At 71.8% G+C, this 21,147-nt stretch carries 18 protein-coding genes and 2 pseudogenes; 17 read left to right on the top strand and 3 right to left on the bottom strand.

The window, feature by feature from the left end; all coding sequences use genetic code 11:
* The first annotated feature begins 109 nt into the window (after nt 1-109).
* The 5 genes and pseudogenes from M878_RS99365 to M878_RS000000101700 form a co-directional block, all read left to right on the top strand.
* Nucleotides 110-364, top strand: a complete 255-nt coding sequence (locus M878_RS99365) for a hypothetical protein (RefSeq protein WP_023544550.1) — start codon at nt 110-112, stop codon at nt 362-364.
* A 483-nt stretch (nt 365-847) separates the two neighbouring features.
* Complete coding sequence (locus tag M878_RS52800) at nt 848-1,477, top strand: helix-turn-helix transcriptional regulator (RefSeq protein WP_023544549.1); 630 nt, start codon at nt 848-850, stop codon at nt 1,475-1,477.
* A 108-nt stretch (nt 1,478-1,585) separates the two neighbouring features.
* Nucleotides 1,586-2,512: pseudogene (locus M878_RS93495) on the top strand (type III PLP-dependent enzyme domain-containing protein).
* 105 nt (nt 2,513-2,617) lie between these two features.
* Nucleotides 2,618-4,279, top strand: coding sequence for an arginine--tRNA ligase (gene argS, locus M878_RS52795; RefSeq protein WP_023544547.1), 1,662 nt, complete (start codon nt 2,618-2,620; stop codon nt 4,277-4,279).
* A gap of 161 nt (nt 4,280-4,440) precedes the next feature.
* A pseudogene (locus M878_RS000000101700) lies at nt 4,441-4,545 on the top strand (DUF1345 domain-containing protein); the annotation flags it as partial.
* 80 nt (nt 4,546-4,625) lie between these two features.
* Here M878_RS000000101700 and M878_RS52790 read toward each other — a convergent pair.
* The gene (locus M878_RS52790; protein WP_023544545.1) at nt 4,626-5,420 is read right to left on the bottom strand and encodes an alpha/beta fold hydrolase; all 795 of its coding nucleotides are present in this window, start codon (nt 5,418-5,420) and stop codon (nt 4,626-4,628) included.
* Nucleotides 5,421-5,475: 55 nt separating this feature from the next.
* Nucleotides 5,476-5,943, bottom strand: coding sequence for a cupin domain-containing protein (locus tag M878_RS52785; protein ID WP_023544544.1), 468 nt, complete (start codon nt 5,941-5,943; stop codon nt 5,476-5,478).
* 128 nt (nt 5,944-6,071) lie between these two features.
* Between M878_RS52785 and M878_RS52780 the strand changes: the two genes are divergently transcribed.
* From M878_RS52780 to M878_RS52740, 10 genes are all read left to right on the top strand, one after another.
* On the top strand, nt 6,072-6,692 hold the full coding sequence (locus M878_RS52780) for a TetR/AcrR family transcriptional regulator (protein ID WP_023544543.1): 621 nt from the start codon (nt 6,072-6,074) through the stop codon (nt 6,690-6,692).
* Between the two features lie 109 nt (nt 6,693-6,801).
* Nucleotides 6,802-8,208 (top strand): bifunctional transcriptional activator/DNA repair enzyme AdaA, encoded by a 1,407-nt coding sequence (locus M878_RS52775; RefSeq protein WP_078630166.1) that lies wholly within the window; start codon nt 6,802-6,804, stop codon nt 8,206-8,208.
* A gap of 102 nt (nt 8,209-8,310) precedes the next feature.
* Complete coding sequence (locus M878_RS52770; RefSeq protein WP_023544541.1) at nt 8,311-9,165, top strand: isocitrate lyase/PEP mutase family protein; 855 nt, start codon at nt 8,311-8,313, stop codon at nt 9,163-9,165.
* A 378-nt stretch (nt 9,166-9,543) separates the two neighbouring features.
* Entirely contained in the window at nt 9,544-10,200 is a 657-nt protein-coding gene (locus M878_RS46775) for a lamin tail domain-containing protein (protein WP_342452706.1), read from the top strand.
* Between the two features lie 268 nt (nt 10,201-10,468).
* On the top strand, nt 10,469-14,620 hold the full coding sequence (locus M878_RS52765; protein ID WP_031223789.1) for a bifunctional nitrate reductase/sulfite reductase flavoprotein subunit alpha: 4,152 nt from the start codon (nt 10,469-10,471) through the stop codon (nt 14,618-14,620).
* A gap of 123 nt (nt 14,621-14,743) precedes the next feature.
* Nucleotides 14,744-15,757, top strand: coding sequence for a cytochrome c oxidase assembly protein (locus tag M878_RS52760; RefSeq protein ID WP_023544538.1), 1,014 nt, complete (start codon nt 14,744-14,746; stop codon nt 15,755-15,757).
* Nucleotides 15,758-15,837: 80 nt separating this feature from the next.
* Nucleotides 15,838-16,542, top strand: coding sequence for a response regulator transcription factor (locus M878_RS52755; RefSeq protein WP_023544537.1), 705 nt, complete (start codon nt 15,838-15,840; stop codon nt 16,540-16,542).
* On the top strand, nt 16,539-18,002 hold the full coding sequence (locus tag M878_RS52750) for a sensor histidine kinase (protein WP_023544536.1): 1,464 nt from the start codon (nt 16,539-16,541) through the stop codon (nt 18,000-18,002). Before M878_RS52755 ends, M878_RS52750 begins: the two co-directional genes overlap by 4 nt.
* 56 nt (nt 18,003-18,058) lie before the next feature.
* Nucleotides 18,059-18,490: a hypothetical protein gene (locus M878_RS52745; protein WP_023544535.1), complete on the top strand. Its 432-nt coding sequence runs from the start codon at nt 18,059-18,061 to the stop codon at nt 18,488-18,490.
* Nucleotides 18,490-18,708: a hypothetical protein gene (locus tag M878_RS52740; RefSeq protein WP_023544534.1), complete on the top strand. Its 219-nt coding sequence runs from the start codon at nt 18,490-18,492 to the stop codon at nt 18,706-18,708. The genes M878_RS52745 and M878_RS52740 overlap by 1 nt, the downstream gene beginning before the upstream one ends.
* Nucleotides 18,709-18,965: 257 nt before the next feature.
* Here M878_RS52740 and M878_RS52735 read toward each other — a convergent pair whose 3' ends face one another.
* Nucleotides 18,966-19,544, bottom strand: coding sequence for a TetR/AcrR family transcriptional regulator (locus tag M878_RS52735; protein ID WP_023544533.1), 579 nt, complete (start codon nt 19,542-19,544; stop codon nt 18,966-18,968).
* Between the two features lie 272 nt (nt 19,545-19,816).
* On the opposite strand from M878_RS52735, the gene M878_RS52730 reads away from it, so the two are divergent.
* Nucleotides 19,817-20,398 carry a (2Fe-2S)-binding protein gene (locus tag M878_RS52730; RefSeq protein ID WP_023544532.1) on the top strand — a complete coding sequence of 194 codons (582 nt, stop codon included), beginning with the start codon at nt 19,817-19,819 and terminating at the stop codon, nt 20,396-20,398.
* A partial coding sequence (locus M878_RS52725; RefSeq protein ID WP_023544531.1) for an FAD binding domain-containing protein occupies nt 20,395-21,147 on the top strand: 753 nt, incomplete at its 3' end. The genes M878_RS52730 and M878_RS52725, both read left to right, overlap by 4 nt.

The raw sequence follows: 21,147 nt of genomic DNA, 5'->3' as shown, positions 1-21,147 counted from the left end.
CGATGTGCGTGTACGTCGATCCGCGCATGGTCACAGGCGTCGGCGCGAGGACGCCGCTGGGGCCGACGCGCCCTCGACCTGGGCGGGACTGCTGTCCGGGGTATCCAGAGTGTCGCTCCTCGACGAGGAGTGGGCCGCCGGGCTGCCGGTGCACGTCGCGGCCAAACTCACGCTGGAGCCCGCTGCGGGCGGGGCCCGGACAGCGGTCAGCGCGTGCGCCTCCGGTGCGGAGGCCCTCGCCCTCGGCTCCGAACGTCCCGGGTTCGTCATGGGCGAGGGCGCCGGGATGCTGGTCCTCGAACGACCCGGGTTCGCCCGCGCCCGTGGCGCACGGGTGCACGGACCCTCGTGGGCGGCGCCGTGACCTCCAGCGCCCGCCACATCACCGTCTCCGACGCGGACAGCCAGGTCTTCGCGATGCAACAGGATCTGTGAGAAGCCGAGTTGAGTCAGGAGTGCATCGGACTGGTCCGTGCCCACGCCACCTCCACCGAGTCCGGGGCGTACGGCAGCTTGACCTGGCGGAGTCGGAGGCGGGGCCGACCGCCGAGCCGTCGTCCGCACACGCCGTGGGGACGGCGACGAAGTCCATGACCGGCCACATGTTCGGCGCGCCCGGAGCCGTCGGGGCGTACGGGGCGGTGGTCGGCGGCACCGGCCAGCTCCTGCGGGTTCGGCGGTCACAACGTGGCGCTCGTGTTCGCGAGCTGACCAGACGACAGACAACGGATCCCGCAGCTCGGCGAACCTTCCACGCGCTCGGCCTGCATTGGACAATTGTGGAGTCTCCTCTAGACTGTCAATCCATAGATGGATAATTGGTCTAACCTTGGCCGGAGAGGTTTCTGTGGACGACGAGGCCGGCGACCACCTCATCCGTGAGGCCGAGAAGATCGCCGTAGCGCTGGGCCGTATGTTCCCGGGCCTGTGCGAGGTGGTGCTGCACGATCTGCGCGATCCGCGGCATGCGATCCGGGCGATCGAGAACAACCTCTCCGGCCGCCAGGTCGGGGACTCCGCCACAGAGCTGGGCCTGGCCCGCATCCAGGATCCCCACTACCCCAGCGTCATCCAGAACTACCCCAATCAGTTCCCCGACGGCCGCCCGGCGAAGAGCACGTCCATCGGCATCAAGAACGCCGCGGGGGAGTACATCGCCGCCCTCTGCCTGAACCTGGACGTGTCCGTCCTGTCACCGGTGACGCTCGTGTTGTCCAACCTGGTGGCCACGGACACCGAACACCGCGAGCAGCCCCTGGAGACGCTCCAGGACCGTAACGCGCGTGAACTGCGTCAGGCGGTGGAGGTGCATGCCGCAGAGCGCGCCGCGACGCCCCGGTCGCTGAGCCGGGAGGACAAGAGGGCACTCGTACGACAGTTGCAGCGTGACGGCTACTTCGCGTCCCGCGATGCCGCACAGACCATCGCGGACCTGCTCGGTGTGTCCCGGGCGACCGTCTACAACTACGCGAAGTAGCCGCCGGGACCTTGTCCTTCCGATGGAATCGGACAGCCCTCTGTGAATGCGGCTGTGAACATCCTGGCTGGCTTGGACACCCTGTTCGCCGTCGTCGACGCCGGCACCATGCGGCGCAACATCGGCCGTCTCCAGAACCGGACCGACCGGCTCGCGGTCACCGCCCGCACGTGACGACCGCCAAGAGCCTCGACGCCTCTGCCCTCCCGCACTCCGGCACGCGCGGCCCGGTCACCGTCTCCACGCTCACGGAGGCCGAGGCGTTCGCCGACGGCGGCTACACCGACACCACCTGCCTCCCGCCGGGCGGGTATCCCCCTGCCCGCCCGGACCGAGATCGACTGCGACGGCTCCCACGGCGGCCTCAAGCCCGACGGCCCCGCGCTCCTTGAGATCGGCCACGTCCTGCACGACGCGGGCTGTCTGGACGGTGTCCTGACCCACGCGGGGGAGTCGTACTTCGCCTGTTCCGCCGACGAACAGCGCAGGGCGGCAAAGAACGAACGCGACACCGCTGTCGCCGCAGGCGAGCGGCCGCGCACGGCCGGCCTGCCGGTGCGCGTCGTCAGTGTGGGCTCCACCCCCACCGCCCGCGCCGCCGAGGACCTCACCGGTGTCACCGAACTACGCGCGGGGAACTACGTCTTCTTCGGCCTGGTCATGGCCGGTCTGGGCGTCTGCCGGGTCGAGGACGTCGCCCCGAGTACGGATGGATCTCGACCGACGGCGGCTGGATGGCCATGTCGCGCGACCGCGGGGCCGCCGCACAGGCCCAGGACCAGGGCTACGGCTTGGTCACCGACCTCGCCGGCAACCTCGTCCCGGGCCTGGTCATGACGGCCGCGAGCCAGGAGCACGGCCCGCGGCGGCGCCGCCCTGCCCGATCTGCCGGCGGGCACCCGCCTGCGCATCCTGCCCGGCCACGACTGTGCCACCGCCACCCAGCACCGCGGGTATCACGTCATCGACGACACCCGGCCCTCGGAACCGGCACCGGCGATCGCGACGTACTGGGAACGCGTCACCGGCCGGTGAGCCCGGCCTCTCAACTCCCGCCCGGCGAGCCGTGCGCGCCACCCCCACTCCCACCCCGGGAAATCCGATGTCAAGGACGTCGTCGGCTCCGCTAGCGTCGGCCTCGTGACTCCAGAAGATCTCGCGGCCGTCATCTCCGACGGCATCCACACGGCCATGCGGTCCGGACACCTCTCTGCGGAGGTGCCCGAGCAGATCCGCGTGGAGCGCCCCCGGCACCGCGGCCACGGCGACTACTCGACCAACGTCGCCCTGCAACTCGCCAAGTCGGCGGGTCTGCCCGCCCGGGCCGTCGCCGAGGTGCTGGCGCCTCTGGTGAGCGCGGCCGCCGGAGTCGCGAAGGCCGAGGCCGCAGGCCCCGGATTTCTGAACATCACGCTGGAGAGCGGGGCGATCGGCGTCCTGGCACGGGACATCGTCCTGGCCGGCGACGCCTACGGCCGCACCGACCGGCTCGGCGGCCTGCGGCTCAACCTGGAGTTCGTCTCCGCCAACCCCACCGGCCCGGTGCACATCGGCGGAGCCCGCTGGGCGGTCGTGGGCGATGTGCTGGCCCGGCTGCTCGAGGCCGCGGGCGCGGATGTGTCGAGGGAGTACTACTTCAACGACGCGGGTGTACAGATCGACCGCTTCGTCCGCTCACTGCTCGCCGCGGCGCAGGGCTCGCCGGTGCCCGAAGACGGCTACAGCGGCGCGTACATCGGGGAGATCGCGGCAGCCGTGCTGCGCCGGCGGCCCGCCGTCCTGGACCTGCCGGAGACCGAGTGCCATGCCGTGTTCCGGGCGGTGGGTACGGAGCTGATGTTCGCCGAGATCAAGACGTCACTGGCCGCGTTCGGAACACACTTCGACACCTACTTCAACGAGAAGGACCTGCACGACCGGGGCGACCTGGACGCCGCCCTCGCCCGTCTGCAAAGCGGCGGCCACGTCTTCGAGGACCAGGGCGCGATCTGGCTGCGCACCACGGACTTCGGCGACGACAAGGACCGGGTCCTGGTGAAGAGCGACGGCTCCTGGACGTACTTCACCGCGGACTGCGCGTATTACCTGAACAAGCGGTCCCGGGGCTTCGAACGGGTCGTCATCATGCTGGGCGCCGACCACGCCGGCTATGTGGGCCGGATGCGGGCCATGGCGGCCTGTTTCGGCGATGATCCGGACCGGCACCTGGAGATCCTGATCGGCCAGCTGGTCAACCTGGTCAAGGACGGCACACCGGTCCGGATGAGCAAGCGTGCGGGTACGGTCCTCACCCTCGACGACCTCACCGAGGCGGTCGGCGTCGACGCCGCGCGGTACGCGCTGGCCCGGGCCAGCGTGGACGCGGTGATCGACCTCGACATCGACCTGCTGGCCCGGCAGTCGAACGACAACCCCGTCTATTACGTCCAGTACGCCCACACCCGGCCCTGCTCCGTGCTGCGCAAGGCGGAGGAAGCAGGGATCGGGAAGGGCGCCCCGGAGGACTTCGACCCCGCCCTGCTCACCCACGGGCGGGAAGTGGACCTGCTGGGCATGCTGGCCGAGTTCCCGCAGGTCGTAGCCGCTGCGGCCGCACTGCGGGAGCCGCACCGGGTGGCGTACTACCTGGAGGCGCTGGCCGGTACGTACCACCGCTTCTACGACGCCTGCCGGGTCCTGCCACTGGCCGACGAGGCCCCGGACGACCGCACCCGCGCCCGGCTGTGGCTGACCGAGGCCAGCAGACTGGTCCTGGGCAACGGCCTGCGGCTGCTCGGAGTCTCGGCACCGGAACGGATGTGAACGGAGCCGCAGTTCCCAGGGGCGTCACCGCGTGACGTCGCTACTCCCCGGTGCTCTTCGGCTCGGTCGGCCGGCGGGCGGCCTCGACGACCGCCGCGCGGTGCTGGGCCACGTCGCCGCGCCGCTGCGCGTCGGCCACCACGGCGGCCCGTTTCGCCCGCCTGTACTACTACGACTCCGCCGGCGGTATCGACTTCAACTCCGACCAGCCACTCACGTACCGGGACTTCCTGTCCTTCAGCTACAACCTCGGCATGACCTACGAGGTCTCCGACACCGATGTCTCCAGACTCGTCATCCGGGCGAGGGTGCTCCGGCACAACCTGCGAAAGGCTCAACGGGTCGGTCAGCGCGTCATCTGTGTTTCTGTGAACTCCCATACCAGCTCCAGAAGTTCGGCCGGGGTCTCGAGCTGGGGCAGGTGGCCGCTCTGGTGGAGGAGTTCGAAGCGGGAGCCGGGTATGGCGGCCGCGTAGGCGCGTCCGTAGTCCGTGTCGACGACCTGGTCGCTCTCGCCCCATACCACGAGAGCCGGATGCGTGACCTTGGCCAGGCGCTCGCGGAGGGTGGGGTCTTGCATGGCGTGAGGGCCGGAGTAGACCTGCAGGGTGGCGCTGTTGGCGGCCATCGCCGCCCGGGTGGTCTCCGGGAGGGTGCTGGGGTCGACCGTGAACTTGGCGGGGTCGTGGTAGGCGAGAGCGGACAGCTCGGCAGGGGTGAGGGAAGAGACATCCGCCAACGGGTGGCCGGGGACCTGGATGCCGACGGCGTTGACGAGGACGACGCCGCTGACCCGGACGCTGCCGAGCAGAGCCAGTTCGGCGGCGATCCAGCCGCCGATGGAGTTGCCGACGACGGTGACGTCCGTGAGTCCGAGTGCGTCGAGCAGGTGCCCGTAGGCGCGGGCGAGGGCGGGGGCGTCGGTCAGCCAGTCGGGCCTGGCGGTCCCGTTGAATCCGGGGTGGACGGGGGTGACGACTCTGGCCGGTCGTTCGTCGGCGAGCAGGCCGGCGAACGAGCCGAGGGTCTGCGGACCCCCACCCCCGTGCAACAGGAGAAAGGGACGGCCGTGTCCCTGGTCTTCGACGGTGACGTCGAGGTGGCCGGAGCTGAGGGCCAGGGTGTGGACGGTGCTGGTCATCGGGGACTCCGTATGTGCCGTCGTAGGGAATGGGTGCCCGCTGCAGGGGCAGGGCCTAGGGCCGCTCGGCGAAGTCGGTGGCGGGGACCGTGGCGTAGCGGCTCATCACGGTGATGGTCGACTCGGGAGTGAGCTCCTGACCGCCGGCGATCATGTCCCGCAGGTCGCGGAAGTACTGCACATACAGGTCGGGCGTGAAGGTGTTGATCATCACCGCCGGCTCGTCGCCCAGGTTGGCGAAGGTGTGCGGGACGCCGGGCGGAATCATGGCGAGTGTGCCGGCCGGGGCGGCATGGGTGGTGTGCCCGACGGTGAAGTGCACTGTGCCGGAGACGACGTAGAAGCCCTCGTCGTGCTGGGCGTGACGGTGCTGCGGGGGCCCCTGGGTGTGCGGGGCGAGGGTGATCTCGCCGATACCGAGGCGGTGTTGGGTGGTGCTGCCGTCTTCGAGGATGCGCATCTGTGTGGGGCCCAGACAGATCGTCTCGCCGCCGTGCGGACCGACCAGGGAGAGTCCGGCCATCTTCAGTCTCCTTTGTGAGAGCTGGCTCTCACGAATGTAGGGCGGCTCCACTCCTTATGCAAGTGGGCTCTCATGAAGAGAGCTGACCGGTATCATGGATCCGGGATCCGACGGAGGAGGGCTCAGCGATGACGGCGCAGCTCGACGCAGGCCGCAGCAACCAGAAGAAGCGCACGCGGACGGCGATCGTCGAGGCCGCCCGCGAACTCATCGCCACGGGAGCCGAGGTGACCATGCCTGCGATCGCCCGCACGGCCCTGGTCTCCGAGGCGACCGCCTACCGGTATTTCCCGGATCTGCCGTCCCTGATCAGCGAGGCCCTGGCAGGCAGCTGGCCGCCTCCGGCCGAGGCCCTGCGGCCGGTCGCGGACTCGCCCGACCCCGTCGTACGCGTCTCCTACGCCTGTGAGTTCCTGCTGCGGGGGATACTCGCGCGGCAGGGCGCGGTGCGCGCGATGATCGCGGCCACCGTCACCCGCCCCGAGACGGCGAAGACACGCCCGGGTATCCGCTTCGGCCTCATCGACCACGCGCTGGAACCGCTGAGGGACACGCTGGGGGCAACGAACCCGGACGCGCTCACCCAGCTGGAGCGGGACCTCGCGGTGGTCGTCAGCGCGGAGGCACTCTTCTCCCTCACCGATCTGTGCGGCCTCACTCCCGACGAGGCGGTCGCCAGTGCCGTACATACCGCGAGGACCCTGACGGAGGCGGCGGTGCGTGCGACGGGTGGCGAGCGAGCCAAGTGAACCAACGGTGGGGCAGCGCGAAGGAGCGGGCCGGCCGGTCCTCGTCGGGGTCACCGTCATGTCCGAATCTGGCCAGCATCGGAGGTGGCCGATCGCCTAGAACTGGGGCATGACGACTTACTCGGCCGTGGTCACCACCGGCATCTACTGCCGACCGGGCTGCGGATCACAGCCGCTCGCGGAGAACGTGCGCACGTTCGAGCTCCCGGCGGCGGCCGAGGCGAACGGATTCCGGGCGTGTCTGCGGTGCAGGCCCTGGCGGGTGGCCGGGCCGGTCGCCGCCGACGTTCCCGAACTGCTCTGCAGGGCCGTGCAGTTGATCGTCGCGGGGGCGCTGGACACAGGTACCGAGGCCGCGCTCGGCGCCCGGCTCGCCGTGTCGCCCCGGCATCTGCGGCGGCTGTTCACCCAGCACCTGGGGGTGACCCCGGACCAGCTCGCCCGCTCGCGGCGCGCGCACTTCGCACGCCGGCTGCTGGACGACACCGACCTGACGGTGGCCGATGTGGCCTTCGCGTCCGGGTTCGGCAGCGTACGGCAGTTCAACCGGGACATACGGCTGGTGTTCCAGGCCTCGCCCGTGGAACTGCGCAGCCGGCGCAGACGCGCGGACCGGCTCGTGGCGGACGGCGGGCTGGTGCTGCGGTTGCCGTTCGCGCCGCCGCTGCACTGGCCGGGCTTGCTGGCGTTCCTGGCCGAGCGGGCCGCACCCGGTGTGGAGTCGGTGCGGGAGGGCGTGTACCGGCGCACGATCAGCCTGGACGGTGCGGCCGGGCTGCTGGAGGTGTGCGCGAGCGGCGAGGACCATCTGTTGCTGCGAGCCCATCTGCCGTTCTGGGAAGGGCTGATCCACATCGTCGAGCGCGTCGGCCGGATCTTCGGCGTGGACGCGGACATGGCTCCGGCCGAGGCCGCCCTGGCCGGTGATCCGCTGATCGGCCCACTGATCGCGGCCCGCCCGGGACTGCGGGTGCCGGGCGCCTGGGGAGCCTTCGAGATCGCCGTGGACGCCGTCCTCGGCCAGTACGCCGACCGGCCGCTGGTGCGGGAGCGGATGGCCGCCCTTGTCGAGGCCGCGGGACAGCCGGTTCCAGGGCTCGGCGACGGCCTGACCCACCTCTTCCCGTCCGCCGAGACGGTGGCCACTGCCGACCTCAAGGGTGCCGGACTCCCGGCGGAAACGGCGGACACCCTCAGGACCTTGGCGCTCGCCGCCGCGCGCGACGACACGTTGTTCGACCGCGGCTCACCGCTGGCGGACGTCGTCCGTGGCCTGGCCGCCGTCCCCGGCGTCACGGAGGACACGGCACAGCGGATCGCGCTGCGACTGGGCTATGACGACGCCTTCCCGGCCGTGGGCCGGGCCGACGCGGCGACGAGGGGCGAGGCGGGCGCCGAGGACGTCGAGATAGGTGCGGCCGCGGAGGACGGTGAGTCCGGCGCCGCTTGGCGCCCCTGGCGCGCCTTCGCCGCGACCCACTTGGCCGTGGCCGCCTTCCCCGCGCTGACGGCCTGACCAGGCTCCACTAACCGACCAGGCCACTACCCGACCAGACCACGGCCCGACGTCCACCAGTCGAGCCGGAGCAGAGTCCACCACTACCGAAGGGAACCCAAGATGGAGACCGCCCAGCGAGAACTGGCCGACGCCCTGCGTGCGTTGCACACACCCGCCGACGGCCGCGCACTGGTGCTGCCCAACGCGTGGGACGCGGCGAGCGCGGCGCTCATCGCGCAGGCGGGCGCTCGGGCGATCGCGACGACCAGCGGCGGTGTCGCCTGGTCGGCAGGCCGGTCCGACGGTCATGGCCTGACCCGGGAGGAGATGGCCGAGGCCGTGCGGCGTATCGCCGGCGCGGTCGACGTACCGGTGAGCGCCGATATCGAGGGGGGTTACGGCCCCGGTGCCGAAGACGTCGCGGCCACCGTCCGCGCGGTGATCGCGGCCGGCGCGGTCGGTGTCAATCTCGAGGACTCGCTGGCGCCGGGCGGGCCGCTGTACGACGTGCCCGCTCAGTCCGTACGGCTGAGCGCGGCCCGTTCCGCGGCCGAGGAGGCGGGGCTGCCGGGCCTGTGGATCAACGCGCGCACGGACGTGTTCCTGTTCGGCATCGGCGCTCCGGAGGACCGCGTGGAGAACGTGCTGTCCCGGGTGGCGGCCTACGCCGACGCGGGCGCCGACAGCCTGTTCGTGCCCGGGCTCGTGGATGTGGACACGGTGGCCGAACTGGTCCGCCGCAGCCCTCTGCCGGTCAACGTGATGACGGGCCCGGGCGCGCCGCCGGTGAAGGCCTTCGAAGCGGTCGGCGTCCGCCGCGTCAGCGTGGGCACCGCGCTCGCACAGACCGCGTACGGGACCGTCCAGCGCGCGGCCGCCGAGTTGTTGGGTGCGGGCACCTACGACGCGATGGCGGGCGCGGCGGACTTCGGCACCGTCAACAGCGCGGTCACCGTCAAGCGCCCGACACGGTGATTCCTCACCGGGAGACCCACTGCCGCGGTTACCCCGGTCGGCGTAAGTGTGTGTTACTCACTTTCGGGTGAAGGCATCCGGGGTGGTGGGGTGGCGCAGGCCGGTGAGTGAGGGCCTCGGGCTTGTGTTTTGCGGGCGCATATACCCGACGCATCGTCAATCTCCAGCATTCAGGACATAAATGGTCATTGCACGTGAGAGTCATGGATTGCTGCTGGATCCGTAATGCCATGCGCGTTTCCCATACATAGCCGGACGAAGGTTGCAGGGTGTGCGTGTGCGGCCGACCGGCCGCCGACTCGCACAACGCACCCTTGTCGGCCCGTGGCTGACATGTCGCGTCGGCCCGGGTGTGCGCATCCTCAGAAGGGGGACCTCGTGTCCGTTTCTTCTTCCGTCCGTCGTCTGACCGCCGTGGCTGCCGTGGCCGCCGCCGCGGTGGGTGCCGTGGCGCCTTCGGCCATGGCTGCCGACCGGGCGCCGGTCCGTCCGCACTCAGTGGTGTACATCAGCGGCGTGCAGCACAAGTGGCAGGGCCGGGACGACCGTTCCAACCGCTCGCTGAACAAGCAGTGGGTGGCCATCACGAACAGCTCGCGCCGGGCGATGAACCTGGACACCTGGAAGCTGTCCGACCGGGACGGCCACAGCTACACCTTCCACCACGTGCGGCTCGCGGGCCGGGCCACCGTCCGCGTCCACACCGGTGTCGGCCGGAACACCGCGACCGACCTCTACCAGGACCGCCGCACGCGCGTGTGGGACGTCAACGCCGACGCCGCGACCCTGCGTGACGCCCGCGGCCGGATCATCGACGCCGTCTCCTGGGGCCGCCGTACCGCGAAGCCCGTCAGTCCTGCGAAGCACGTCAGCCCTGGGAAGCACGTCAGTCCTGGGAAGCACGTCAGTCCTGCGAAGCACGTTGGCACTGCGAAGCCCGTTCGCCGCGATGGTGCCGGTATGCGGCAGGGCGGTGTGCACCACCAGGGCGTAGCCCGCCACCACGACGACCACGCCCGCGGCCAGCGTCGCTGACTCGCTGCCCCGACCACTGGGTGCCCATCCCGCCGACGAGCGCGGGACTGGGCACCCATCCTCCGTTGAGCTGTGTCGCGGCCCCATCTGTGCGGAAGCCCCATGCTCACACCCTCCCTCCCCACCCTGTGCGGTGGGCGTAACCCCTGATGATCAGGTGTGGAGACACCGGCGTAATGCGGGGTTCGTACGGTCACCAAGGGTGGGAGCAGGTCGAGCACAGAGAGGGGAGGCGCCCGTGGCCACGCCGGGCTCGCGGAGCGAGGACATGACGACGGTGCGGACCGTCTGCTCGTACTGCGGGGTGGGCTGCGGCATGGTCCTCGACATCGGCAGGGGACCGGACGGGCGGCTTACGGTCCTGAAGGCGTCGGGGGACAAGGAGCACCCGGCGAACTTCGGCCGGCTGTGCACCAAGGGCGCGACCACCGCGGACATGCTCGCGGCCCCGGGCCGGCTGACCACCGCCCTCATGCGGCCTGACCGCGGAGAGGAGCCCCGGTCGGCGCCGCTGGCCGACGCCGTCGCCGAGACCGGTCGGCGCCTGCGCGCGATCGTCGACGAGCACGGGCCGGACGCGGTCGCCCTCTATGTCTCCGGGCAGATGAGCCTTGAGGCGCAGTACCTGGCGAACAAGCTGGCCAAGGGCTTCATCCGGACCAACCAGATCGAGTCGAACTCCCGGCTGTGCATGGCGAGCGCCGGCACCGGCTACAAGCTGTCGCTGGGCGCGGACGGGCCGCCAGGCTCGTACCAGGACTTCGACAAGGCCGACGTCTTCTTCGTCATCGGCTCCAACATGGCCGACTGCCACCCCATCCTCTTCCTGCGGATGATGGACCGGGTGAAGTCGGCGGGCGCCCGGCTGATCGTCGTAGACCCGCGGCGCACCGCCACCGTCGCGAAGGCCGATCTGTTTCTGCAGCTCAAGCCGGGTACGGACCTCGCGCTGCTCAACGGGCTGCTGCACCTGCTGCACGCGAACGGTCACACCGACCCCGGCTTCATCGCCGCGCACACCGAGGGCTGGGAGGCGATGCCCGCCTTCCTCGCCGACTACCCGCCCGCCACCGTCGCCGAGATCACCGGCATCCCTGAGGACGACATACGGGAGGCCGCCCGCCTGATCGGCGAGGCGGGGCAGTGGACGAGCTGCTGGACGATGGGCCTGAACCAGTCCACACACGGCACCTGGAACACCAACGCGCTGGTCAATCTCCATCTCGCCACCGGCGCGATATGCCGCCCGGGCAGCGGGCCCTTCTCCCTCACCGGGCAGCCCAACGCCATGGGCGGCCGGGAGATGGGCTACATGGGGCCGGGGCTGCCCGGGCAGAGGTCCGTGCTCGTGGACGCCGACCGGGCCTTCGTCGAGGAGCTGTGGGAGCTGGAGCCGGGCACCCTGCGCGCCGACGGTGTCGGCAAGGGCACGGTTGAGATGTTCCAGAAGATGGCCGACGGGCACATCAGGGCGTGCTGGATCATCTGCACCAACCCCGTCGCCTCCGTCGCCAACCGCAAGACGGTCATCGAGGGACTTGAAGCCGCCGAGTTCGTCGTCACACAGGACGTGTTCGCCGAGACGGAGACCAACGCGTACGCCGATGTCGTCCTGCCCGGCGCGCTGTGGACCGAGACCGAGGGCGTCCTCGTCAACAGCGAACGCAATCTCACCCTGGCCCGGCCCGCCGCCGATCCGCCCGGCGAGGCCACGGCGGACTGGCGGATCATCGCCGCCGTGGCCCGTGAGATGGGGTACGAGAAGGGGTTCGCGTACGGCAGCGCCGAGGAGATCTTCGAGGAGATCAAGCGCGCCTGGAACCCGGCCACCGGCTGGGACCTGCGCGGTGTGAGCTACGAGCGGCTGCGCGGCACACCGGTGCAGTGGCCGGCGGCGACCGCGGACGGGTCCGACCGCAATCCGATCCGGTACGTCGGCGAGGACGGCTCGCCCACCTTCCCGACCCCGAGCGGCCGCGCCGTCTTCTACGCCCGCCCGCACATCCCCGCGGCGGAGATGCCCGACGACGACTATCCGTACGTCCTCAACACCGGCCGGCTCCAGCACCAGTGGCACACGCTGACGAAGACGGCCAAGGTCGCCAAGCTGAACAAGCTCAACCCTGGTCCGTTCGTGGAGGTGCACCCGCAGGACGCGGCCGCACTGGGCCTCGCCGACGGGGATTCGGTGGAGGTCGCCTCACGGCGCGGGCGGGCCGTGCTGCCCGCGGTCGTCACCGACCGGGTGCGGCCGGGCTGCTGTTTCGCGCCGTTCCACTGGAACGACCTGTTCGGCGAGTACCTGAGCGTCAACGCGGTGACCAGTGACGCCGTCGACCCGCTGTCGTTCCAGCCCGAGTTCAAGGTGTGTGCGGTCTCGCTGACCAAGGTGGCCACCCCGGTCACGGTCCGGGCCCCGGCCCCGGTGAGCACTCCGGCCCCGGTGACCGCTCCGCCCCTCGCCGAGGCCTCCACCGAGGTCGCTCCGCCCTCCGCCCTCCCCGCTCTCGCCCCGTTCGGGCTGGACCCCGCCCCACCGCCGGTCCTGGCCGCACACGAACGCCGGTACCTGACCGCGTTCCTCGTCGGCATCCCGTACGGCGCCCCGGGCGTACCGGTGCTGCCGCCGGACGCCCCGTTCAGCCCGGAGCACGCCCTGTGGGTGAACGGCGTACTGGCCGGGATGTACTCCAGGACCGAGGAGACGCAGCCGACCGCGCCCGGCGCAGGCGGCTCCCCGTTGTCGTCCGCCCCACCCGCGGATGCTCCCCGCCGCCAGGTCCTGATCCTCTGGGCGTCGCAGACCGGGAACGCGGAGGAGTTCGCGACCGCGGCGGCCGACCGGCTCACCGCGGACGGCCATCGCGCCTCCCTCCTGGCCATGGAGGAGGCGGACCTCTCCGCCCTGCCGTCCGATTCCGACCTGCTGCTGATCACGAGCACCTTCGGCGACGGCGACGCCCCGGACAACGGCGCCGGATTCTGGGACGCCCTCGCCTCGCCCGAAGCCCCACGGCTGAAGGACAGGCGCTACGCCGTCCTGGCCTTCGGTGACTCCTCCTACGACGACTTCTGCGGCCACGGCCGCCGTCTCGACCTGCGTATGGAGGAGCTGGACGCGATACGGCTGGCCCCGCGCACCGACTGCGAACCCGACTACGAGACCGCGGCGGGAGCCTGGCTCGACCAGGTGCTGACCGCGTTGCAGAACGACCAGGCGCTCAGCGCGTCGAAGGACACCGGGCCGGCGGCCGGCGCCGCTGCGGTCCCCGCAGCCCCGGCGGCCACCCGGCCGAGCCGTCCGGCCCCCGCCACCGCCCGCCTCACCGGCAATCGCCTGCTGAGCCTGCCCGGCGCCGGCAAGGAGGTCCGGCGCTTCACCTTCGACACCCGGGACAGCGACACCCCGCTGGTCTACGAGGCCGGCGACGCCCTGGCCGTACATCCGGTGAACCGGATGGACCTCGTGACCGAGTGGCTCGCCGTGACCGGCCTGGACGCGGACGCGGCCGTCGAGGTCAAGAACGCCGGGGAGGTGCCGTTCGCCGAGGCCCTGCGGCGTCACCTGGACATCACCCGGGTCACTCCCGGCCTGCTGCGCTTCGCCGCCGACCGCACCCGCGACCCGCGCGAGCTGCGCAAGCTCCTGCGGCCGGACAACAAGGGCGAGCTGGCGCGCTGGTCCTGGGGACGACAGGCCGTGGATGTGGTGGCCGAGTTCGGCATCCGGGCCGGGGCACAGGAGTGGGCCGAGCTGCTGGGGCGGCTGCAGCCGCGCCTGTACTCCATATGCTCCAGCCCGCTCACCGACGCCCACCTGGTGTCGCTGACGGTCTCCGTCGTCCGGTACGAGAATCTGGCCGGCCGGCCCCGCCAGGGCGTGTGCTCCGCCTTCCTCGCCGACGCCGAGCCCGGCACCCGGGTGCCGGTCCGCGTCCAGCGGGCGCCGCACTTCCGCCCGCCCGCCGACCCCGCCACACCGGCGGTGATGGTGGGCCCCGGTACCGGCATCGCCCCCTTCATCGGCTTCCTGGAGGAACGCCGGGCCCGCGGCCACCGGGCCCCGAACTGGCTGCTCTTCGGCGAACAGCACCGTGCGACCGACTTCTACTACGAGGAGGAGCTGACCGCGTTCCTCGCCGAGGGCACGCTCACCCGCCTGGACACGGCCTTCTCCCGCGACCAGCGTGCCAAGGTCTACGTCCAGGACCGGATGCGCGAACACGGTCCCCTGCTGTGGTCCTGGCTCCGCGACGGCGCCCACTTCTACGTCTGCGGCGACGCCTCCCGCATGGCCAAGGACGTCGACCAGGCCCTGCGGGAGATCGCCGCCGTGCACGGCGGCCTGGACGAGGCCGAGGCGGCCGCCTACGTCAAGCAGCTGGCCGCCGACAAGCGCTACGTGCGCGACGTGTACTGACATCCGTGCGGTACCCCGATGCCCGCCTGAGGGACGCGGGGGACTAGCGTCTTCCCGTTGTGGATCCGACCGGGTTCTTCCGTGTCGAGCCGAAGGAGGACGATCTGCATGGATGGTCGCGCGATGACCGAACTGTCGGCCGGCCAGCTCCCGGAGCTGACCACAGGACGCCTGCTGACCACGTGGCACCTGGACGTCCCCGCGCTGCTGCTGGTCATCGCCCTGGGCGCGCTCTACGGCTGGGGCGTCGCGCGGCTGCGCCGACGGGGCGAGCCCTGGCCGCCCGCCCGTGCCGCCGCGTTCGCGCTGCTCGGCCTGGGCGGGCTGGTGGCGGCCACGATGTCCGCCCTGGCCGTCTACGACCATGTGTTGTTCTGGCCGGCCGCCGTGCAGAACATCCTCCTCGACCTCGTCACCCCCCTGGGCCTGGCCCTCGGCGACCCGCTGCGGCTCGCCGTCGAGGCACTGCCGGAGAACGCCGCCGGGCGGGTGCGCCGGGCGATGACCGGGCGGCTGGTGCGGATCCTGACCTTCCCCCTGGTCAGTACGGCGCTGGTGCTCGCCACCGAGCTGACGGTGTACTTCACGCCGTACTTCGCCACCGCCCTGCGCATGGGCTGGCTGCACGAGCTGATGTATCTGCACCTGCTCGCGGCCGGCTGCCTGTTCGTCGTACCGATGCTGACCCACGAGGAAGCGCTGCCCCGCTGGTGCACCCACCCGGTGCGGGCGGCGCTGGTCTTCCTCGACGGCATCGTCGACGCGGTCCCGGGTGTCATCGTCATGACCCACAGCACGCTGATCGCGGGCGCCTGGTATCTGCACCACGCGCCGAGCTGGTCCCGTGACGTCCAGCACGACCAGCAGATCGGCGGCGGGGCGATGCTCAGCATCGCCGAGCTGGTCGCCTTGCCCTTCCTGCTGGCTCTCCTGTACCAGTGGGCGCGCGCGGAGCGGGTCCAGAACGCGGCCCTCGACCGCCGCCTCGACGCGGAACTCGCCGCCGTCGCCCCGCCCGTCCCGGACCCCGGCCAGGCCCCTTCGCACGCCCCCGCCGCCGAGCGGGTACGGCCCTGGTGGGAGACGGAGCAGAACGAGGTGGCCGCCAGGATCCGCAGCCAGCACCGGGAGAAGTGACCGGCAGACCCCGATCCACAACCCTGCTCCCGCCCGGTCCGGGACGGGTCGTACCCTGACCGGGCGATGAGGGAGGGCGGATGAAGGACACCGCATGCCCCGGGGCGGTGCTGGTAGTCGACGACGACGCCGCGATCCGGCGGTCGCTGGAGCGTGGCCTCAGGCTCGACGGCTTCGCGGTGCGGACCGCCGCCGACGGGCCCACGGCGCTCGCCGCGATCGAGCAGGCACCCCCCGACGTCCTGGTGCTCGACGTGTCCATGCCCGGGATGAGCGGCATCGAGGTGTGCACCCGGCTGCGCGGCCTGGGCCGGGACCTGCCCGTGCTCATGCTCTCCGCCCTCGACGAGACCGCAGACCGGATCGCCGGACTCCAGGCGGGCGGCGACGACTACCTGGTCAAGCCGTTCGCCCTGCAGGAGCTGGTGCTGCGGCTGCACGCACTGCTGCGCCGCCGGCCGCCCGCCGACCGGGCGGTGCTGCGGGTGGCGGACCTGGTCATCGATCCCGGGGCGCGCACCGTCGAGCGGGCCGGCTGCCCGCTGGAGCTGACCCGGCGCGAGTTCGAGCTCCTCGAGGTGCTCGCCCGCAACGCCGGACTCGTCCTGACCCGCGACCAGCTGCTGGAACGGGTGTGGGGCTACGACTTCGACGTGCGCACCGACGCCGTCGACACGTTCGTCAGCTATCTGCGGCGCAAGCTCGAGGCGGACGGACAGACCCGGCTGATCCACACCGTGCGCGGAGTCGGGTTCGTGCTCAGGGAAGCCCGGGACACACCGTGAGACTCTCCACGCGCATCGGCCTCGCCGTCGGCTGCACCGTCCCGCTGCTGGTGCTGGCCTCCGGCTGGCTGCTGCTGAACCTGGTCGCCCGTGATCTGCACCGTGCCGAGGACCAGCATCTGCGGCAGCGGGCCACCGCCATCGCCCCGGACGCCCGGTCGCTGCTGCGGGCCTCGGAGAACGGCCGGCCCAAGGCCGCCGACACCAGGGAACGCAGGCTGTTCAGCGCGGCCCTCGACGTCGGCGTACGCGTCGTCGGACCGGATGCCGCCTTCAGCGGCGGCCCCCAGCCCGGCCCGTCCGTGAGCCTTCCGGCGCGCACCGCGGGTCCGGTCACCGTCCGCGACGGCGCCCGCAGCTGGCGTGCCCTGGCCCGGCCCGTCAGGGGCACCACCGTCAGCGGCACCCTGTGGGTCTTCGCGCCCGACACCGCCGACCGCGCCCAGATCCGGCTCGTACGCAACCGCGTCCTCCTCACCGCGGTCTTCGCCGCGCCCCTGTCGGGCCTGCTCGCCTGGGGCCTGGCCGCCGGTACGAGTGCCCCGCTGCGCCGTCTCACCCGCCGCACCGCCGGCCTCGACCCGCGCACCAGCAGCGCCCGCCTCGACGAGAGGCGCACCGGAGTGACCGAGGTCGACGAGCTGGCCGCCACCCTGCGGACCGTCCTCGCCCGCTACGACGAACAGGCCGCCCGCACCGCCGAGGCCCTGGACACCGCCCGCTCCTTCTCCTCGGCGGCGGCGCACGAGCTGCGCACCCCGCTGATGAGCATGGGCACCAACCTCGACATCCTCACCGGCCACCCGGGCCTGCCCGCACCCGACCGTACCGAGGTCCTCGCCGACCTGCGAAGCGAACACGCCCGGATGCAGGGCCTGTTGGCGATGCTGCGCGAGCTGGGCCGTGGGGACCTGGTGGAGGCGGAGGCGTTCCGCCGTGTCGATCTCGCCGACGTGGCGGACGCGGCCGTCGCCGAGGCCCGCCGCCGGGCCCCCGACGCCGAGATCACCCTGGACGCCGCCCCCGGACTCACGGTGCACGGCTGGGAGCCGGGCCTGAGGCTGCTGCTGGACAACCTGCTCGGCAATGCGCTGGCCCACGGCCGGGACGCGCGGGGCCGGGCACGGCTTCGGGTGGGGGTGCGTGCGACGGCGGAGCAGGTGCTGATCACCGTGGACGACCATGGGCCCGGTGTGCCGCCCGACGCCAGGCGCCGGATCTTCGAGCGGTTCCAGCGCGGCCCCGACAGCGCGGGCTCCGGGCTCGGCCTCACCCTCGTCGCCCAGCAGGCGGCGCTGCACCGGGGAAGCGTCGGCGTGACGGACGGACCGGACGGCGCCGGGGCCCGCTTCGAGGTGCGGCTGCCCTCGGGCGGCGGCGGGCTGCCGGACCGGCGCGACTGGCTGATCGGTACAGCCGGGGCAAATCGGTCACAGAGTTTCCCCAAAGACACTCCCTAGCCTCCGTCTCGACGGACGGACGACCTGACCGTCCGGGGAAGTGAACGGAGAGGCAGATGTACGTACGACGACGGACGCGCACGCTGCTCGCGGGGCTCGCTGTGACTGCGGTGCTGGCCGGCACGGCGGGAGCGGCCTCCGCGGCCGACGACACGACCGGTGCGAAGCCGGCCGGCGGCACGACCGGCGCGAAGCCGGCCGGTGACGGGGCTCGCGCGCTGTGCAAGCGGGTGCCGAAGATCGACCGCCGTATCGAACGGGCCCTGAAGCGGCTCGACGCCGGCGCCGGAACGCGCGGCTCGGTGGCGCGGCTGGAGAAGCGCGTCGACAACGCGAAGAAGGCCGGCCACACCGAGATCGCCACCTACCTCCAGAACCGGCTGGACTTCCGCAAGTCGCTGCGGACCAGCCTGGAGCAGCGCCAGAAGGACCTGACAGCCGTCAAGACCTGGTGCCAGGCCAACGGCAACGGGAAGGCGACCGGCTGATGCGGGCCCGGCGCCTGCTCCTCGCGACGACGGCCGCCGCGCTGGTGGCGCTCACCGCGGGCTGCGCCCATCACGACGGCGCCTCCCCGAAGGCCCCGTCCGGGGCATCCCCCTCCACTCAGCCCTCGCAACTCGCGCAGATGCAGCAGAAGGTGGACGCGGCCCAGTCCGCGGCCGCCGCGGCCGACCGGGACGCGACGAGCGCCGCCGACCGCTGACCCGAGCGGGGAGCGCCCCCCGGCGCTCCCCGCCCGGCCGTAGAGCCGGCCGCAGTCCTGGGGTGAGTCCCGCCCGTACCTGGACCGTCGCCAGGCGATGCCTTGAAGCGCGCCGCCGGTTCGCCGCGTGAGCGGACGCCGAGCTGGGCGTGGACGTGCGTGAGGTGGGTGGTACGCCAGGTCTCCTGCTGGACGCGCTCACCGAGCAGGCGTGTGCCCCAGGGCCCGCGACGAAGCCGCCGCCGGCGGCGCAGCGCTCACGCCCCCGGTGCCCCGGTGCGCAGGCCCGCCATGACCAGGTCGAGGAGCCGGGTGGCGCGTGAGCGCCAGTCGTCGTGCGGGTCCAGTTGCCAGAGGCCCGCGATGGCGAGCATGAAGTCCTCCGCGGTGACTCCGGGGCGGATGGTGCCGGCGTCGTCGTTGGCACGCAGCAGGAGTTCCGCCGCTGCCGTCACCGGCGTGTGGGGCGGCTTCGCCGGGCCGCCCGGTGCGCCGGTGGCCTGCCGGATCGCGCCGGCCAGACCGGCCTTGGCCATGGCGAACTCGGCGAGCCGGTCCATCCAGGCGCGCAGTGCCTCGTCGGGTGCCCGGGTCTGGAGCAGATGGGTCGCGCTGTCGGCGACCTGTTGCATCTCGTGGCGGTAGATCTCCAGGACGAGTGATTCCCGGTTGGGGAAGTTGCGGTAGAACGTCCCCTGCCCGACCCCGGCCTTCTTCGCGATCATGCTCAGCGGTGCGTCCGCGCACCGCGACAGTTCGGCGAGTGCCACGTCCAGGATGCGCTCGCGGTTGCGCTGCGCGTCCGAGCGCCGGGGTGAGTCCTTCTGCTGCGGCACTCGTCCTCCTCGAGAGTTCGTGACCGAACCTCGCTCTTGCTAACCGGACAGCTGTCCGTTACGTTTCACAGCGGACAGCTGTCCGGTTACGTCCACGATAGCCGTGGGCGCGACCCTACGGCAGTCCGCAGCTGCCACCTTTTCCGGTCCCGGCATCCCGCATATGCGCTCCACCCCGCGGCACAGACCCGCACGACGCACTTCCCGCGCAGCCCAAAACCCGGGCCGCCGGTTCCCGACCGTCTGTCCTGGCAATGCGAAAGAAGCTACTGATGGCCTCATCGACGTCCAGTGTCATCACTCTGAAGATCAACGGCGAGAAGTACACACTGCCCGTCGACCACCGCACCACCCTGCTCGACGCCCTGCGTGAGCGCCTCGATCTCACCGGCACCAAGAAGGGCTGTGACCAGGGACAATGCGGGGCATGTACGGTCCTGCTGGACGGGCGCCGGGCGGTTGCGTGTCTGCAGCTGGCCGTGGCGGCCGAGGGCCGCGAGATCACCACCATCGAAGGCGTGGCCGACGGCGACCGGCTGCACCCCGTGCAGCAGGCCTTCCTCGATCTGGACGGCTACCAGTGCGGTTACTGCACTCCGGGACAGATCTGCTCCGCGATCGGAGTGATCGAGGAGCACGCGGCGGGCTGGCCGAGCGCCGTCACCGAGGACGTCCGCCCCGAAGCGGGGCCGCCCTCCCTGACCGCCGACGAGATCCGGGAGCGGATGAGCGGCAATCTGTGCCGCTGCGGCGCGTATGTGTCGATCGTCGAGGCGGTGGCCCGCGCGGCAGAAGTGTGTGTGGACGAGGGGTCCGTCAGTGCCGTCGCGGAGGCGAAGGAGGCCGTGGCATGAGGGAGTTCGACTATCAGCGGGCGTTCGACGTCGCCGGCGCCGTCGCCCTGCTCGGCGCCGATCCGGACACCCGCTTCCTCGGTGGCGGCACCAACCTCGTCGACCTCATGAAGACCGGTGTCGAGCGGCCCGCTCGGCTCGTCGACATCCGTGAACTCCCGCTCGACGAGATCGAGTCGACGCCAGAGGGCGGTCTGCGTATCGGGGCCACCGTCACCAACGGCGACCTGGCCGCGCATCCCGAGGTCCGGCGCCGCTACCCGGCGCTCGCGCAGGCGGTGCTGGCCGGCGCGTCCGGACAGCTGCGCAACATGGCCACGGTCGGCGGGAATCTGCTGCAGCGCACCCGCTGCGGCTACTTCACCGACGTCACCCGCCCCTGCAACAAGCGGCGGCCCGGCAGCGGTTGTCCCGCCCTCGCGGGCGAACACCACAACCACGCCATCCTGGGCGCGTCCGACCACTGTGTGGCCGTACACCCCTCGGACATGGCCGTCGCCCTCGCCGCGTTCGACGCCGTCGTGCACTTCGAAACGGCGGACGGGGCGGGGGAGTTGGCGCTGGCGGACTTCTATCTGCCCGTCGGGGACACCCCGCACCGCGAGACCGCCCTGCCGGCCGGGGCGCTGATCACCGGCATCACGCTGCCGCCCGCTCCGGTGGCCGCCCACTCCCGCTACCGCAAGGTGCGCGAGCGCGCCTCGTACGCGTTCGCCCTCGGCTCCCTGGCCGCCGCGCTGGACGTGCGT

It is taken from the genome of Streptomyces roseochromogenus subsp. oscitans DS 12.976 (assembly GCF_000497445.1).
In the GTDB taxonomy this organism is placed as follows: domain Bacteria; phylum Actinomycetota; class Actinomycetes; order Streptomycetales; family Streptomycetaceae; genus Streptomyces; species Streptomyces oscitans.
The sequence above is the reverse complement of the archived record's forward strand: the minus strand, read 5'-3'. Positions and strand labels throughout refer to the sequence as shown.